The 16,145-nt window shown below is 69.4% G+C and carries 16 protein-coding genes; 7 read left to right on the forward strand and 9 right to left on the reverse strand.

Translation table 11 applies throughout. The features are described from left to right. The 3 genes from lnt to ACK4TH_RS04375 form a co-directional block, all read right to left on the reverse strand. Complete coding sequence (lnt, locus tag ACK4TH_RS04365) at positions 1-1,605, reverse strand: apolipoprotein N-acyltransferase (RefSeq protein WP_409623214.1); 1,605 nt, start codon at positions 1,603-1,605, stop codon at positions 1-3. Further along, positions 1,602-2,465, reverse strand: a complete 864-nt coding sequence (locus tag ACK4TH_RS04370) for an HlyC/CorC family transporter (RefSeq protein WP_409623217.1) — start codon at positions 2,463-2,465, stop codon at positions 1,602-1,604. Before ACK4TH_RS04370 ends, lnt begins: the two co-directional genes overlap by 4 nt. Before the next feature lie 87 nt (positions 2,466-2,552). Next, a complete protein-coding gene (locus tag ACK4TH_RS04375) occupies positions 2,553-3,257 on the reverse strand; it encodes an N-acetyltransferase family protein (RefSeq protein WP_409623220.1) in 705 nt (234 codons plus the stop codon). 195 nt (positions 3,258-3,452) lie between these two features. Between ACK4TH_RS04375 and ACK4TH_RS04380 the strand changes: the two genes are divergently transcribed. The 3 genes from ACK4TH_RS04380 to ACK4TH_RS04390 all read left to right on the forward strand — a co-directional run bounded on the left by ACK4TH_RS04380 (position 3,453) and on the right by ACK4TH_RS04390 (position 7,058). Then, the gene (locus ACK4TH_RS04380) at positions 3,453-5,147 is read left to right on the forward strand and encodes an AMP-binding protein (RefSeq protein WP_409623222.1); all 1,695 of its coding nucleotides are present in this window, start codon (positions 3,453-3,455) and stop codon (positions 5,145-5,147) included. Positions 5,148-5,395: 248 nt separating this feature from the next. Then, positions 5,396-6,091 (forward strand): GGDEF domain-containing protein, encoded by a 696-nt coding sequence (locus tag ACK4TH_RS04385; RefSeq protein ID WP_409623225.1) that lies wholly within the window; start codon positions 5,396-5,398, stop codon positions 6,089-6,091. A gap of 1 nt (position 6,092) precedes the next feature. After that, positions 6,093-7,058 carry an MBL fold metallo-hydrolase gene (locus tag ACK4TH_RS04390; protein WP_409623228.1) on the forward strand — a complete coding sequence of 322 codons (966 nt, stop codon included), beginning with the start codon at positions 6,093-6,095 and terminating at the stop codon, positions 7,056-7,058. 13 nt (positions 7,059-7,071) lie between these two features. On the opposite strand, the gene ggt is transcribed toward ACK4TH_RS04390, so the two are convergent. Then, positions 7,072-8,910: a gamma-glutamyltransferase gene (gene ggt, locus ACK4TH_RS04395; RefSeq protein ID WP_409623231.1), complete on the reverse strand. Its 1,839-nt coding sequence runs from the start codon at positions 8,908-8,910 to the stop codon at positions 7,072-7,074. Between the two features lie 10 nt (positions 8,911-8,920). Beyond that, positions 8,921-9,841 (reverse strand): N-acetyl-gamma-glutamyl-phosphate reductase, encoded by a 921-nt coding sequence (gene argC, locus ACK4TH_RS04400; RefSeq protein ID WP_409623234.1) that lies wholly within the window; start codon positions 9,839-9,841, stop codon positions 8,921-8,923. A gap of 259 nt (positions 9,842-10,100) precedes the next feature. On the opposite strand from argC, the gene sucC reads away from it, so the two are divergent. Genes sucC through ACK4TH_RS04415 form a run of 3 tightly spaced genes read left to right on the forward strand, consistent with a single transcriptional unit; the run spans position 10,101 to position 12,988 of the window. Further along, positions 10,101-11,267: an ADP-forming succinate--CoA ligase subunit beta gene (sucC, locus tag ACK4TH_RS04405; RefSeq protein WP_409623237.1), complete on the forward strand. Its 1,167-nt coding sequence runs from the start codon at positions 10,101-10,103 to the stop codon at positions 11,265-11,267. Between the two features lie 27 nt (positions 11,268-11,294). Next, positions 11,295-12,188: a succinate--CoA ligase subunit alpha gene (gene sucD / locus ACK4TH_RS04410; RefSeq protein WP_409623240.1), complete on the forward strand. Its 894-nt coding sequence runs from the start codon at positions 11,295-11,297 to the stop codon at positions 12,186-12,188. A gap of 38 nt (positions 12,189-12,226) precedes the next feature. Then, on the forward strand, positions 12,227-12,988 hold the full coding sequence (locus ACK4TH_RS04415) for a Stp1/IreP family PP2C-type Ser/Thr phosphatase (RefSeq protein ID WP_409623243.1): 762 nt from the start codon (positions 12,227-12,229) through the stop codon (positions 12,986-12,988). Between the two features lie 383 nt (positions 12,989-13,371). On the opposite strand, the gene ACK4TH_RS04420 is transcribed toward ACK4TH_RS04415, so the two are convergent. The 4 genes from ACK4TH_RS04420 to ACK4TH_RS04435 all read right to left on the reverse strand — a co-directional run bounded on the left by ACK4TH_RS04420 (position 13,372) and on the right by ACK4TH_RS04435 (position 15,754). Beyond that, positions 13,372-14,394, reverse strand: coding sequence for an NAD(P)H-dependent glycerol-3-phosphate dehydrogenase (locus tag ACK4TH_RS04420; RefSeq protein WP_409623246.1), 1,023 nt, complete (start codon positions 14,392-14,394; stop codon positions 13,372-13,374). 58 nt (positions 14,395-14,452) lie between these two features. Next, entirely contained in the window at positions 14,453-14,911 is a 459-nt protein-coding gene (gene secB / locus ACK4TH_RS04425) for a protein-export chaperone SecB (protein ID WP_409623249.1), read from the reverse strand. 141 nt (positions 14,912-15,052) lie between these two features. Further along, positions 15,053-15,319 carry a glutaredoxin 3 gene (gene grxC, locus ACK4TH_RS04430; protein ID WP_409623252.1) on the reverse strand — a complete coding sequence of 89 codons (267 nt, stop codon included), beginning with the start codon at positions 15,317-15,319 and terminating at the stop codon, positions 15,053-15,055. 24 nt (positions 15,320-15,343) lie between these two features. Further along, a complete protein-coding gene (locus ACK4TH_RS04435) occupies positions 15,344-15,754 on the reverse strand; it encodes a rhodanese-like domain-containing protein (RefSeq protein ID WP_409623255.1) in 411 nt (136 codons plus the stop codon). 107 nt (positions 15,755-15,861) lie between these two features. Between ACK4TH_RS04435 and ACK4TH_RS04440 the strand changes: the two genes are divergently transcribed. Continuing rightward, positions 15,862-16,145 (forward strand): 2,3-bisphosphoglycerate-dependent phosphoglycerate mutase (locus ACK4TH_RS04440; protein ID WP_409623258.1); only part of this gene is annotated, 284 nt, incomplete at its 3' end.

Below are 16,145 nucleotides of genomic sequence, written 5' to 3' on the forward strand. Positions count from 1 at the left end.
CTACGGCGCGCTCCGGCGCGGCCGTCCCAGCCGGCCCAGCGCCAACACCGCCACACAGGCGGCCGCGATCGGCCACAGGCCCCAGCGTGCCGCCCAGGCGGCATAGGGCGTGATGCCAGAGCGGGCCTCGACGGTCGCATCCAGCACGCCGCGCTGCCCGCGCGGCAGTTCCGCCACCACGCGGCCGCGGTGGTCGATGACCGCGGTGGCGCCGGTGTTGGTGGCGCGCACCATGGGCCGGCCCAGCTCCAGCGCCCGCAGCCGCGAGATGTGGCGGTGCTGGTCGATGGCCACCGTATCGCCAAACCACGCGATGTTGCTGACGTTGACCAGCACGGTGGGGGCCGTGGCCGAATCGCGAAAACCCGCGGCCAGTTCCTCGCCGAACAAGTCTTCGTAGCAGATGTTGGGCGCGATGCGTTGGCCGGCCCACGCCAACGGCGGCTGGGGCAGCGCGCCGCGATCAAAATCCCCCAGCGGAATCTGCATCAGGTCGGTAAACCAGCGAAAGCCGCGCGGGATGAATTCGCCAAACGGCACCAAATGGTGCTTGTCATAGCGGTAGCGGCTCAGCGCCGCGAAGGGGTCGAGGCCCGCGTCGGTCGCAGGCTCGCCCGGCTGCCAACCGACGACCGAGTTGGTGTAGCCATCGGCAAAACTGCCCAAGGGCACGCCCAGCAGCACCGCCACGCGGCCGGCGCGCACGGCACCCGCGAGCGCGTGCCAGTAATCGGCGTCGATGTCCTGCGGCAGCACGGGGATGGCCGTCTCGGGCGCAACGACCAGGCCGCCCGCCAGCGTGGGGTCGGCACTGGCGTGCACGATGGCCTGCCCGTACCAGCGCAGCGCCAGGGGTACGCCAGCCTCGGTGTCGAATTTTTGGTCTTGCGCGATGGCGCCCTGCAGCAACCGCACGGGCACGGTACCCGCGGCCTGGGTGGTATCGGGCAGCCCTGCGAGCAGCGCGGGGCCGCTGGCAGGCGCCGCCCACAGGGCCAAAGCCAGCACGCCCGCCCCGGCGCGCAGCGCCGCCCCCCCCAGTGCCAGCGCCGCGGCCAGCGCAGCCGAGGCCGCCCCCATGCCATAGACACCGACCCAGGGCGCCAGCCAGCCCAGCGCCTCGATCTGAGCATATCCCCCGGCCCCCCAGGGGAAGCCCGTCCACAGCACGCCGCGGGCCATCTCGGCCAACGTCCACAGCGCGGCAAAGGCCCCCACCCGGGCTGCGACGCCCGCGTGGCGCCAACGCCACCAGAAGGCGGCGGCCAACGCGTAGTCCACCGCCAGAAAGGCCGCCAGCGCCAGCACGGCCGCGACCGCCAGCGGCGCGGCCAGCCCGCCGTAGACGTGCATGGAAATGAACAGCCACCAAAAGGTGCCCGCCAACCACGCGAGGGCAAACCCGCCCGCCCGCAGCGCGGCGGCAACGGCGGTCGGCGCGCGGGCCAACAGCGCAACCAGCACGACCAGACTCGCCCCTTGCAGCCCGGCCACCGGCTCGCCAGAGCGCAGCCACGCCCCGAGCGCCACGTCGAAGGGCCACGCCAGCGCCGCCGCGTGCGCCAGCCCGGCCAGCACCACCGCCGCGCCGACCTGCCCCCTCATGCGGCCGTCTGCCGCGTGACCTTGAACCAACGCACCGCGCCACCGCGCGCGTGCTGCACTTGGAACACCAACCCTGCGGCCTGGTGGGATTCGCCTCGCCGGGGCACGCGCCCCATGGCATGGGCCACATAGCCGCCGATGGTGTCGAAGTCCGCCTCTGGCAGCGCAACCTGGAACCACTCGTTGACACGCTCGATGGGCGTGTCGCCGCTCACCCGCCAGGTGCCGTCGGCCAGGGCAAAGATGTCGCCCTCTTCCTCGTCCTCGTCGAACTCGTCCTCGATATCGCCGACGATCTCCTCGAGCACGTCCTCGATCGTGATGAGGCCGGCGACGCGTCCGAATTCATCGATGACGATGGCCAGGTGGTTGCGGTTGCCGCGAAACTCGCGCAGCAGGTCGTTCAGACCCTTGCTCTCCGGCACGAACACCGCCGGCCGCAGCAGCGCGCGCAGATTCAGCTCGGGCGCGCGCTGCAGCTTGAGCAGGTCCTTGGCCAGCAGGATGCCGATGATGTTTTCGCGCTCGCCCTCGTACACCGGGAAGCGCGAATGCCCCGTGTCGATGACGGTGTTGAGCAGCTCGGCGTACGGGGCGTGGATGTCGAGCACGTCCATGCGCGGGGCGGCCACCATCACATCGCCCGCGGTCATGTCGGCGATGCGAATGACACCCTCGAGCATCACGCGCGACTCGGCGTCGATGACGGCGTTGTCCTCGGCCTCGGCCAGCGTCTCGATGAGCTCGTCCTTGGAGTCCGGACCCGGATGCAGGAACTCGGCGAGCCGCTGCAGGAAACTGCGCTTGTCTTCATGCCGCACGCCAGCGTGCGGCCCCGGAGAGTGGGAAGAATCGGCCACGGGTGTGGTCAAGGGTTGCGATGGGCCCTAGGATACAACAGGGCCATGACCCTGGCATGTCCCCGAGCCGCGTCCCGGCGTCGGGCATCAGCCGCGCGCGGTCAACCAACGCACCAGCCGCCGCCACCACCGGCGGTAGGCCTTGAGCCAGTAATCGGTGCGCGCCACCTCCTCCTCGATGAGTTCGCTGACGTGCGACTCGAAGTCGGCCGGGGGCAGCTCCAGGTGGCACTCGCTCTCGCCGGCGTGCTGCACGACCGTGGCCCCGGCGCTGCGCGCGATGCGCAGCATCGGAGCGTTTTCGCTCAAGGCGTGGATGTACAGGTAGCGCACCCCGTGGTTGCGTGCGTGCACGACCGCCCGACCGAACAACTGATGACCGTACCCACGACCGCGCGCGTGGGCGCTGACGCTGACGCCAAACTCGGCGCTGTCGCTGCCGCGCTCGGGCGACACCATGTACGCCAAATGCGCCATGGCGATCAGCTCCAGCCGCCGGTTGAAGATGCCGAACACCTCATCCAAACCGAACCGCAAACCATCGACGTAACGGCGGATGTGCTCGTCCTGTGCGGCATAGCCGAAGCGCAAGTAGCGGTCGCGCTCCCCCAAGGCGAGCAGGTGGCGCAGGATGGCGTCGCGGTGCTCGGCTTCCAAGGTGCGGATCGGCGCGCGCGGGCGCCGCACCCGCACCGGGCCGGGGTCGGTGGCCGCCGGCAGATCGCGCACGGGCACGCGCTCGCCGCGCGCGGGCGCGGCGACGTGGGGCGGCGGCGGGGCGGAGACGGCCATGGCCCACACTATACGGCGAATCGTCCGAAACGGTTAGGGTTTTCCCGAATATCCCCACATCCTCGGGCTTCCCGGGGAGCAGCCGGCACACCGTGCGCAACTGTGCCGCCGGCGACAGCTTCTAGGGGCATCCCCTGAGCCAGGTGGCGCGGGGCTCCCGCCACAATAGACAACCCACACGATCACGACGCCGCCATGCAAAGAATTTGGCTATCGAGCTACCCCCCCGGCGTGCCCGCCGACATCGACCCGACCCAGTACGACTCGCTGGTGAGCCTGCTGGAGCAGGCTTTCCGCCGGCATCCGCAGGACCCGGTTTCGGTGTGCATGGACCGCTGGATGAGCTACGGCCAACTGGACCGCTACAGCGCCGCCCTGGGCGCCTACCTGCAGTCGCTGGGTCTGCCCACGGGCGCGCGTGTGGCCATCATGCTGCCCAACCTGCCGCAGTTTCTCGTCACGATGGCGGCGGTGCTGCGCGCCGGCTACACCTGCGTCAACGTCAATCCGCTCTACACCGCGCGCGAGCTGGAGCACCAGCTCAAGGACTCGGGCGCCGAGGCGATCGTCATTCTGGAAAACTTCGCCCACACGCTGGAGGAGGTCATCGACCACACCCCGGTGCGCCACGTCGTGCTGGCCAGCTTTGGCGATCTGCTCGGGCCGTGGTACGGGCGGTGGATGACCTTCCTGGTGCGGCATGTGGCCAAGCTGGTGCCGGCGTTCAAGCTGCCGCTGCAGGGGCCGGGGGGCGCGCGCACCATCGTGCCCTTCCGTCGGGCACTGGAGAGCGGACAGTCGCAGACCCTCAAGCCGGCGGCGGTCAACCGCGACAGCATCGCCTTTTTGCAGTACACCGGCGGCACCACCGGTCTGTCCAAAGGCGCGGTGCTGACGCACGGCAACATCATCGCCGCCATCCTTCAGGCCGAAGCGTGGTTCACCCCCGCGCTCAGCAAAGTGGGCGACCCGCGGCACGCCAACCACATCATGGCGCTGCCGCTCTACCACATCTTCGCGCTGACGCTGATGCTGCTGGTCATGCGCCACGGGGCGCACGCCACCCTCATCCCCAATCCGCGCGACATCCCCAAGTTCGTCGAAGTCCTCAAGAGCCGGCCGTTCCACGTGCTGCCAGCGGTCAACACGCTGTTCAACGGGCTGCTCAACAATGCGCGCTTCCGCCAGCTCGACTTCTCGTCGCTGGTGCTGTCGCAGGCCGGTGGCATGGCGGCCAGCGAGGGCACGGCTCGACAGTGGCACAAGGTCACCGGCTGCGCCATGATCGAAGGCTGGGGCATGAGTGAGACCTGCGCCATCGGCACCAACAACCCCGTCACCAACACCGAGTTCACCGGCACCATCGGCCTGCCGCTGCCCAGCGTCGAGATCGCCATCAAGGACGACGACGGCCAGGACCTGCCGCCGGGTGGCGTCGGCGAGATCTGCATCCGCGGCCCCAACGTCATGACCGGCTACTACAACAAACCGGAAGAAACCGCCAAGGTCTTCACCCCCGACGGCTACATGCGCACCGGCGACGTCGGCATCATGGACGATCGCGGCTACATCCGCATCGTCGACCGCAAGAAGGACATGATCATCGTCTCGGGCTTCAACGTCTACCCGACCGAGATCGACAACGTCGTCTCCACCTGCCCCGGGGTGCTGGAGTGTGCCGCGGTGGGCGTGCCGGACCCGCACTCCGGCGAGGCGGTCAAGCTCTACGTCGTGCGCAGCGACCCCACGCTGACCGAGGAGCAGGTGATGCGCTTCTGCCACGACAACCTGACCGGCTACAAGCGGCCCAAGTACATCGAGTTCCGCGAGGAGCTGCCCAAGAGCAACGTCGGCAAGATTCTGCGCCGCGAACTGCGCGGCAAGGCCTGAGTCGCAGCGGCGCCAACCACGCGGCCCCGCTACACTGGCATCGATCCGGCAACGTCGTGGGGATGAGCGATGACCAGCGAACTCGATCTGCGCGCCGTGGTGCTGATGCTGGGCGCCATCGGCATGCTGACCTCGGTGGTGCTGCTGCACCTGTGGCAGCAGAACCGCGAGCTGCTGCCCGCCGCCGCGTGGTGGGCCGCGGGGCCGCTGGTCATCTTCGTTGGTACCGTGCTGTTGGGGCTGCGCGGGTGGATTGGCGCACCAACCAGCATCGTGCTCGGCAACGGTTGCATCATTGCCGGCGCGACGCCGACCTGTTCACCCCGTCCGTCTGGCAGAACATCTACCTCGGCAGCTATGCGTTTTCGCTGCTGGGCGAGGGGATCGGCCTCGTGCTGCTGGCGCAGCAGCGGCTGCAGCAGCGCATCCGCGACCTGGCCATGCACGACAGCCTGACCGAGGCGCTGACGCGCGCCGCCTTCTGGGACGCCGCCACGCACGAGCTGCGCCGCCAGCAGCGCAGCGAACGGCCGGCCGGGCTGCTGATGCTGGATCTGGACCACTTCAAGCGCATCAATGACACCCATGGCCACCAGGCCGGCGACCGCGTGCTGCGCGACTTCGCGCAGCGCGTGCGCCGCGCCCTGCGGGCCACGGACCGCTTCGGCCGCTACGGTGGCGAGGAATTCGTCGTGCTGCTGCCGGACACCGACGCTGTCGCCACGTTGGCCATCGCCGAGCGCATCCGCACACAGGCCGGCGACAGCGGCCTGCCGGCCTACACCGTCAGCATCGGCTTGACGGCCGTCGCGCCCGCGGCCGCCGATACCCCACCGGATGCGACGCTGGAAGCGGCCATCGCACGCGCCGACGGCGCGCTCTACCAGGCCAAGGCACAGGGCCGCGACCGCGTCGTGCAGGCGCCCGCGGGCGCGACGGCGTGACATGAGCCCGCCCCCCCTCGCCCTGCCCGCCGGCGTGCGCGTGTTCGAGCGCGGCTGGCTGTCGGCCAACCAGGTGCTGTGCGAGGGGCCGGAGGGCACGGCGCTCGTCGACAGCGGCTACGTCACCCACGCCGCGCAGACGCTGGCGCTGGTGGAGCGCGCGCTGGACGGACGGCCGCTGCAGCGGCTGCTCAACACCCACCTGCACAGCGACCACTGCGGCGGCAACGCCGCGCTGCAGGCGCGCTACCCCGGCCTGCACACCGCCATCCCGCCCGGGCAGGCCGACGCGGTGCGCGCGTGGGACGAGGATCGCCTGAGCTACCGCGCCACCGGGCAGGACTGCGCGCGCTTCACGTTCGATGCGCTGCTGATCCCGGGCGCGACGGTGACGCTGGCCGGACGCGGGTGGGAGATCCACGCCGCCCCGGGCCATGACCCGGACGCGGTGATGCTGTTCGAGCCGGCCAGCCGCACGCTGATCAGCGGCGATGCGCTGTGGCAGCATGGCTTCGGGGTCGTCTTTCCGGAGCTGGAGGGCGAGCCCGGCTTCGACGCCGTGGCGGCGACGCTGGACCGGATCGAGCGGCTGGCCCCGTGCGTCGTCATCCCCGGCCACGGCAGCCCGTTCGGCGATGCCGCGCACCGCGGCACCGGGCCGGCCGCGCCGGTGGCGGCGGCGCTGGCGGTGGCGCGCCAGCGCCTGCAGGCCTTTGCCGCCGACCCGGCGCGCCACCGCCGGCATGCGCTCAAGGTGCTGCTGAAGTTCAAGCTGCTGCAGTGGCAGCGCCAGCCGCTGGCGGCGGTGCACGCGTGGGCGCGGGGCGTGCCCTACATGATGCGTCTGCACGCGGTTTACGGAAGCAGCCAGCAGCCGTTCGACGCTTGGCTGCAGGCGCTGATCGACGATCTGTGCGCCGGCGGTGCCGCACGGCGCGACGGGCACTGGCTGGTGGACGGCGATTGAGCTTTCCCCAGGGTCACTCCCCCATCACCACGCCCTCGCGGCGCGGATCGGCGCCGCCAAACCAGCCGCTGCCGCTGCGCTGGATGGCCTGCAGGCCGCTGGTCATGTCCATCTCGCGCACCTCGTGCCCGCGGGACCGGAGCGCCTGGACGGTGGCGGCGGGAAAGCGCCCTTTTTCCAGCAGCGTGGGGCCGTTGGTGGAACCGAAATTGGGCAGGTCGATGGCCTGCTGCGCATTCAAGCCCCACGCCAGCGTGCCGAGCAGCGTCTTGGCGGTGTAGTGGATGATCAACGCCCCGCCCGGCGAGCCGGCGCTCATGACCAGCCGGCCGTCGCGTCGGTCGAACACCAGCGTCGGGCTCATGCTGGAGCGCGGGCGCTTGCCCGGCTGCACCCGGTTGGCGATCGGCGTGCCAGCGGCATCGGCCGGCGCGAAGGAGAAATCGGTCAGCTCGTTGTTGAGCAAGAAGCCGCGCACCATCTGCCGCGCCCCAAACTGGTCTTCGATGGTGGTGGTCATGGCCAGCGCGCGGCCCTCGGCATCGACGATGGAGATGTGCGAGGTGCCAAACTCGGGCTGTTCCGGCTGCGGGGCTTGGGAGACGCGCAGCGGCGCGGGCTGGCCGGGTTTGGCCTGCTTCATGGACTGCGCGCCGATCTGGGCGGCGCGCTGGCGCAGATAGGTGGGGTCGATGAGGGTGCGCCAGTCACCGCCGGGCGCGGCGACGAAGTCGGGATCGGCCACATACTGCGCGCGATCGGCAAAGGCCAGCCGGGCGGCTTCGGTGTAGACATGCAAAAAGTCCGCCCCCGGCAGCCCGTCCTGCAGCGGCGTGGCCACCGGCGTGTGCTCCAGCATGCCCAACATCTGCAGAATGGCCAGGTGCCCGGACGACGGCGGCGGAAAGCCGCACAGGCGGTACTGCCGCCAGTCGGCGCACAGGGCCTCGCGCACGACAGCGCGGTAGCCGGCCAGATCGGCCTCGGTCAGGCGGCCGGGGTTGGTCGGATGCCCCTGCACCTTGGCCACCACATCGCGCGCGATCGGGCCGCGGTAAAACGCATCCGCGCCGCGCGCGGCCACCTCGCGCAGCACGGCGGCCAGCTCGGGATTGCGCACGCGAGTGCCCACGGGCCAGGGCTGGCCGTCGGGCTGGTAGAAGTAGCGGGCCGCCACCAGATCGCGCTTCAAGTGGGCCTCGTTGCGCAGCAGACCGTGCAGGCGCGGGCTCAGGGGGAAGCCCTCCTCGGCCAGCCGGATGGCGGGCTCGAACAGCTTGACCCACGGCAGGCGGCCGTGCTGGCGGTGCGCCAGCTCCAGCATGCGCAGCGTGCCCGGCACGCCGACCGAGCGGCCGCCCACCACCGCGTCGTAAAAGGCCATGGGCGTGCCGTCCGGTTTGAGGAACAGGCGCTCTTCCGCGCCGGCGGGGGCGGTTTCGCGCCCGTCGTAGGCCTGGATCTGCCGGCCGTCCCAATGCAGCAGGAAGGCCCCGCCGCCAATGCCGCTGGACTGGGGTTCGACCAGCGTCAACACCATTTGCACGGCGACCGCCGCGTCCACCGCGCTGCCACCGGCCTTGAGCACCTGGTAGCCGGCATCCGTGGCCAGGGGGTTGGCCGCCGCGACCGCAAAGCGCTGCGTGGCCCAGCCGGGCTTGGCGGTGCTGCCCGTGGCGGCCTCCGGCTGGGCCGGAATGCGGTAGTCGAAGTCGCGCGGCGGGGCAGCGCAGCCGGCCAGCCAGACAGACAGCAGCGCGCCGCTTACGGCGCCCAGGGCGGACAGCGCACGCCGGCGCCAGCCCCGCGCGGGGTGGGCCGTTGCGCGACGGGCGTGGGGGTCGTGGGTCATGGCCTCCTCCTCAGACGTCCAGCATCAGCCGCAGATTCTGCACCGCCGCTCCGCTGGCGCCCTTGCCCAGGTTGTCCAGCCGGGCCACGAGCAGGGCGTGGCGGCGCGCGTCGTTGCCGTACACGCGCAGCTCCAGCCGGTCGCTGCCGGCCAAGGCCACCGCATCCAGCTTGCCATCGGCGGTGGGGGGCTCGACCGACACCCACGCGCTGCCCGCGTAGTGGGCCGCCAGCACGTCGTGCAGGTCGGCCGGGCGCACCTGGCCCGGCAGCGCGTCCAAGTGCAGCGGGAGCTGTACCAACATGCCCTGCGCAAAGTTGCCCACGGACGGCACGAACAGCGGGCGGCGCTGCAGGCCAGTGTAGGCCATGATCTCCGGCAGGTGCTTGTGCTCCAGCCCCAGGGCATACAGCTCGAAGGCGGGCGCGCGGCCGGATTCATACGCCTCGATCATGGTGCGCCCGCCTCCGGTGTAACCACTGACGCTGGGCAGGCACAGCGGGGTGTCCGGCGGCAGCAGGCCGACGTCGATGAGGGGACGGATCAGCGCGATCGCCCCGGTGGCGTAGCAGCCGGGGTTGGCCACGCGGTCTGCCGTGCGGATGGCCTCGGCCTGCCCGGGCACCAGCTCGGCAAAGCCATACACCCATCCAGGGGCCACCCGGTGCGCGGTGGAGGCATCGATGATGCGCGGCGCGCGCCCGGTCTCGGCCCGCAGGGCGTCGATCATGGCCACGGACTCGCGCGCGGCCTCGTCGTGCAGGCAGAGGATGACCAGATCCGCCTGCGCCATGCGCTCGCGCTTGGCCTGAGGGTCCTTGCGGCGCTCGGGGTCGATCGACAGCAGCGTCACGCCGGCCAGCCCCTGCAGCCGCTCACGGATCTGCAGGCCGGTCGTGCCGGCTTCCCCGTCGATGAAGATGTGGGCCATCGCGATACTCCACGGGGGTTACCCCCCATTGACACGGTCAAAATTCAGCCCGACGGGACGGCGCGGCCCGTCAGCTTCGCACAAGGTTTGTGCGACGCACCATGATACAGTTCGCGCTGTCCCGCGCTGGCCCGCCAGCCGTGGCGCCCCATGCTGGGGCGTCGCGCACTCGTGCACGCGGCGGCGCGAGCGGTCATGCCGACTCCTCGCCTGCTGCCGGGCGGACCTCCCGTCAGACGCCACTTCAGACAGGAACCACATGAAGATTCACGAGTACCAAGGCAAGGAAATCTTGCGTCAGTTCGGCGTGCCGGTGCCGCGCGGCATTGCGGCCTTCACGGTGCAAGAGGCGGTCGAGGCGGCCCAGAAACTGGGCGGGCCGGTCTGGGTGGTCAAGGCCCAGATCCACGCCGGTGGCCGCGGCAAGGGCGGCGGCGTCAAGGTCGCCAAGAGCATCGACCAGGTGCGCGAACTGGCCGGCCAGATGCTGGGCATGCAGTTGGTCACGCACCAAACCGGCCCGCAGGGCCAGAAGGTGCGGCGCCTGTACATTGAAGACGGCGCCGACATCCAGAAAGAGTACTACGTGTCGGTGGTGACCGATCGCGCGACGCAAAAGGTGGCGATCATTGCCTCCAGCGAAGGCGGCATGGACATCGAGGAGGTCGCCGCGCACACGCCCGACAAGATCGTGAAGATCTTCGTCGATCCGCTGACCGGCCTGACCGACGCCCAGGCGCGCCAACTGGCCGAGGGCATCGGCATGACCGGCCACACGGTGGACCAGGCGGTGACGCTGTTGCAGAACCTGTACCGCTGCTACATGGAGACGGACGCCTCGCTGGTGGAGATCAACCCGCTCAACCGCGACAGCCAGGGCAACCTGATCGCGCTGGACGCCAAGTTCAACTTCGACTCCAACGCCCTGTTCCGCCATCCGGAAATCGTCGCTCTGCGCGACCTGGACGAAGAAGACCCGGCCGAAATCGAAGCCTCCAAGTTCGACCTGGCCTACATCAGCCTGGACGGCAACATCGGCTGTCTGGTCAACGGCGCCGGGCTGGCGATGGCGACGATGGACACCATCAAGCTGTTCGGCGGCGAGCCGGCCAACTTCCTGGACGTCGGCGGCGGCGCCACGGCCGAGAAGGTGACCGAGGCGTTCAAGATCATGCTCAAGAACCCCAACGTCAAGGCCATCCTGGTCAACATCTTTGGCGGCATCATGCGCTGCGACGTGATCGCCACCGGCGTGATCACCGCGTGCAAGGCGGTCAACCTGAACGTGCCGCTGGTCGTGCGCATGAAGGGCACCAACGAGGACCTGGGCAAGAAGATGCTGGCCGAATCGGGCCTGCCCATCATCAGCGCCGACACCATGGCCGAAGCCGCCCAGAAGGTCGTCGCCGCCGTCGCCGGCCGTTGATTGGCCCTGCCGAGAGGAAAGCGCATCATGTCCATCCTGATCAACAAAGACACCAAGGTCATCACCCAGGGCATCACCGGCAAGACGGGCCAGTTCCACACCGAAAAGTGCCAGGAGTACGCCAACGGCAAAAACTGCTTCGTCGCCGGCGTCAACCCCAAGAAGGCCGGTGAGAAGATTTTCGACATTCCCATCTACGCCTCCGTCAAAGAGGCGGCGGCCGAGACGGGCGCCACGGTCAGCGTCATCTACGTGCCGCCGGCGGGTGCGGCGGACGCCATCTGGGAGGCGGTGCAAGCCGACCTGGACCTGGTGGTCTGCATTACCGAAGGCATCCCGGTGCGCGACATGCTGATGGTGCGCAACAAGATGAAGGCCAAGGAGGCCGCCGGCGGCAAGAAGACGCTGCTGCTGGGCCCCAACTGCCCGGGCCTGATCACGCCGGACGAGATCAAGATCGGCATCATGCCGGGGCACATCCACCGCAAGGGCCGCATCGGCGTGGTGTCGCGCTCCGGCACGCTGACCTACGAGGCGGTGGCGCAGCTCACCGAGCTGGGGCTGGGCCAGTCCAGCGCGGTGGGCATCGGCGGCGACCCGATCAACGGCCTCAAGCACATCGACGTCATGAAGATGTTCAACGACGATCCGGACACCGACGCCGTGATCATGATCGGCGAGATCGGCGGCCCGGACGAGGCCGAGGCCGCGCGCTGGTGCAAGGAGAACATGAAAAAGCCCGTGGTCGGCTTCATCGCCGGCGTCACCGCCCCCCCGGGCAAGCGCATGGGCCACGCCGGCGCGCTGATCTCGGGCGGCGCCGACACGGCCGAAGCCAAGCTCGCCATCATGGAGGAGTGCGGCTTCAAGGTCACGCGCAATCCCTCCGAGATGGGCAAGCTGCTCAAGAGCCTGCTCTGACCCATGTGCGGCGGCGCCCCAGCGGCCCGCCCCGTATCATGCAATACCAGTTCGCCTGCGCCACGGATGTCGGCCGGGTGCGTGCGAACAACGAAGACGCCGTGCTCGTCGATGCCCATTTGGGACTGGCCGTGCTGGCCGACGGCATGGGCGGCTACAACGCCGGCGAGGTGGCCAGCCGGCTGTGCTGCGAGGTGGTGCATGCCACGCTGCGCCAACATCCCCACACCGTGGGCGCCGACCCCAGGCAGGCCCTGGCGCAGGCCATCGAACGGGCCAATGCCGCGGTCTATCTGGACGCGCTGAGCCACCCGGCGCACCGCGGCATGGCCACGACGGTGGTCGCCGCGTTGGTGCGGGGCGACCGCCTGGTCGTGGGGCATGTGGGCGACTCGCGCCTGTACCGCTTGCGTCAGGGCCAGTTTGCGCCCCTGACCCGCGACCACTCCCTAGTACAAGAACATCTCGAGGCAGGACTGATCCGCGCGCAGGATGCGCGTGTGAGCCATTACCGCAATCTGGTCACCCGGGGCATCGGCATCGCCCCGCGGGTGGACGCCGACATCGCTCTCCATACAGTGGCGGTGGGCGACACCTACCTGTTGTGCTCGGACGGCCTCACCGATATGCTGACGGAGTTGGAAATCGCCCACATCCTGTGCTGCTGTGCACGGGGCAATGATGCAGCACAGGCCCTGATCGCCGCGGCCAACGCCGCCGGCGGGCGCGACAACCTCAGCGTCGCGCTGATCCACTGCGCGCCCGATGGCGCGACCGGGAGCGCTCCATGCCCACGCTGACCATCGCGCTGGACGGCCGCGAGCAGGTGCTCGACCTCCACAGCACCAACGGCACCTACGTCAACGGCCGCGCCGTCGTGTCGGCCAACGTCGGCCCCGACGATCGGATCGAGATCGCGCGCTATGAGCTGTGGGTGATTGACGATGCCGCCTCCAAACCGGCCGTAGCCGCAGCAGCCCCGTGCCGCCATGGCGCAGCAAGCTCGGCTGGAGGGGTTGGATGGCCCAGCCGTCGGCCGAACCATTGCACTGACCAAACCATCGGCTCGTCCGATGCACCGTTTTGCACAAGAGAGCCCAACCACCGGCAAAGGGCAGCCCACGGGGATAGTGCCAGACCCAAAAACCAGCGGTGCAGATGTTCCTCAAGTTCTGGGAGGGAATCACTCCGCCACTGGGTCGCGCGCCATCAGGCGCATGACCGCATCGCACGGCTGCAGCGCGCCATCCAGCAGCGCCACCACGGCGTCGGTGACTGGCATGCGCACCCCCAAAGAGCGGGCGCGCTGCGCCACGGTGCGCGCGCTGTACACCCCCTCGGCGACATGGCCCAGCGAATCCACCGCTTGGGTCAGCGTCAGGCCCTGGGCCAACAGCAGCCCAACCTGGCGATTGCGGCTCAGGTCGCCGGTGGCGGTCAGCACCAGATCGCCCAAGCCGGACAGGCCCATGAAGGTCTCCGCCCGCGCCCCGAGCGCCAGCCCCAGGCGGGTCATCTCGGCCAGGCCGCGGGTGATCAAGGCCGCCCGGGCGTTGTGCCCCAGACGCAAGCCGTCGCACAGCCCGGTGGCGATGGCCATGACGTTTTTGACTGCGCCGCCGACTTCGACGCCGACGATATCGTCGTTGGCATAGACGCGCAGCGTCGGGCCGTGGAAAGCGGCCACCAAGGCGTCACGCACCGCAGCCTGGGCACCGGCCGCCACCAGCGCTGTCGGCAGGCCGGCCGCCACCTCCTGCGCAAAGCTGGGACCGCTCAGGACCCCGACGCGCAGGTCAGAGGCTACCCGGGCGGCGATTTCGTGCCCCAACAAGCCGTCGGCGCTGGGCTCACACGCGCGCTCGAAGCCCTTGCACAGCCAGGTGACGGGGACGTCGCCACGGCCCGCTGCGGGCAATGCGCCGGACAGCCACTGCAACCACTGTCGCAACCCCGCCATCGGCGTGGCGATCACGACCAAGTCGGTGGCCGCCAACAGCGGCGCCAGCGATGTGGGGTCGCCCCCGTCGCATTCGAGCGCGGGCGGAAACATCGCCCCCGGCAGGTAGCGGGCATTGACCCGCTCGCTTTGCAGACGCTCGGCCTGCGCGCGGTCACGGGCCCACAGGCGCACTCGGTGGGTGCCGGCCGCCGCGATGGCGAGGGCCGTGCCCCAGGCGCCGGCACCGATCACGGTCAGGTGCATGGCAACGGCAGAATAGCAGCCGGCAACAGGGCGGGCCAGTTACCCGCCCCGGCGCCCGTCACGCGGTGACGATGCGCGGCGCGTCGTCGTGCTGCTGGGCCTGTTGCTGTTCGTACATCGCCTGGAAGTTGATCTCGGCCAGATGCACGGGCGGGAAGCCAGCGCGCGTGATCACGTCGGCCACGTTGGCGCGCAGATAGGGGTAAATGATTTGCGGGCAGGCGATGCCCATGATCGGGCCCATTTGCTCCTGCGGCAGGTTGCGGATCTCGAAAATCCCCGCCTGCTTACACTCGACCAGAAACACGGTGCGCTCACCGATCTTGGTGTGCACGGTGGCCGCGACCGCCACTTCGTACACCCCGTCTGCCAGCCCCTTGGCCTCGACACCCAACTGGATATCCACGCTGGGCTGTTGTTGTTCCAGGAAGATGGCGGGGGAGTTCGGCTGCTCCAGCGAGGCCTCTTTCAGATAGATACGCTGGATCTGGAAAACGGGGGTTTGATCGTCGGACATGGTCGGAGTCGGTTGAGCAGCACCCGCCGGCGGCGGATGCCAGGATGAAGCCGCCCAGGGGGCGCGGGATGCGCCGCACGGGAGCCGGCCAAACGGGTGGATTATGACAGCGGCAGCCGAACCGGCGGGGAGCCGCCGGCCTCAGCCGCCCTGCCCCTGCAACAACGGCACCAGTCCGCCGCGGGCATCGAGGGCGTGCAGGTCATCGCACCCCCCAATGTGGCGCCCGTCGATGAAGATCTGCGGCACGCTGGTGCGCCCGACCAGTTGCGCCATCTCCTGGCGGACCTGCGGCCGCCCATCGACGTTGACCTCCTCCCACTCGGTCACGCCACGCGCCCGCAACAGCGCCTTGGCCCGGTGGCAGTAAGGACAGTCGTCGCTGCTGAAAATCTTGACGTGTGCCATGCGGTTACCCTGTGTGGTGCGCGATCAGGCCTTTTGGACCGGCAGGTTGGCGCTGCGCCAGGCGGCCATGCCGCCGGACAGCGAAACCGCCTTGTCGTAGCCCAGCTTCTTGGCGATGGCCACGGCGCGGCGCGAGCGCATGCCCGACGCGCACACCAGCACCAGCGGCGTCGCCTTATTTTTGACAGCCTGGGGCAACTGCTGCTCCAGCGCGTCCAGCGGAATGTTGCGCGCCCCCGTCACATGCCCGGCAGCAAACTCGGCGGGCGAGCACACGTCGATCACGGCCGCCTTCTCGCGGTTGATGAGTTGCACCGCCTCGGTCGGCGACACGCCCGCTCCGCCCGCCGCACCGCCCAACGCCGGCCACATGAGCATCACGGCCGAACCGACCGCAACCGCCACCAATATCCAGTTATCGATCAAAAAATCCACGGTACGCCTTGGTTTGGAGTCGATCGGGACAAACCCGTCCCGTTAAACCCGTATTTTAGAATGTGGGTTTTCCCTTTGTTGTTCCACTCGGGAATCCCCCTTCCGCCATGCACAAGCTCGTTCTGATCCGCCACGGAGAGTCCACCTGGAACCTCGAAAACCGCTTCACCGGCTGGGCCGATGTCGACCTCACCCCCACGGGAGTGTCGCAAGCCATGTCGGCAGGACGACTGCTCCAAGCCGAGGGGTGGGACTTCGACCTGTGCTTCACCAGCGTGCTCAAGCGCGCCATCCACACCCTGTGGTACTTGCTGGACGAGATGGACCGCACCTGGCTGCCGGTGATCAAGGACTGGCGGCTCAACGAGCGCCACTACGGCGCCCTGCAGGG

This window comes from Tepidimonas sp., assembly GCF_046292505.1.
Classification (GTDB): Bacteria; Pseudomonadota; Gammaproteobacteria; order Burkholderiales; family Burkholderiaceae_C; genus Tepidimonas.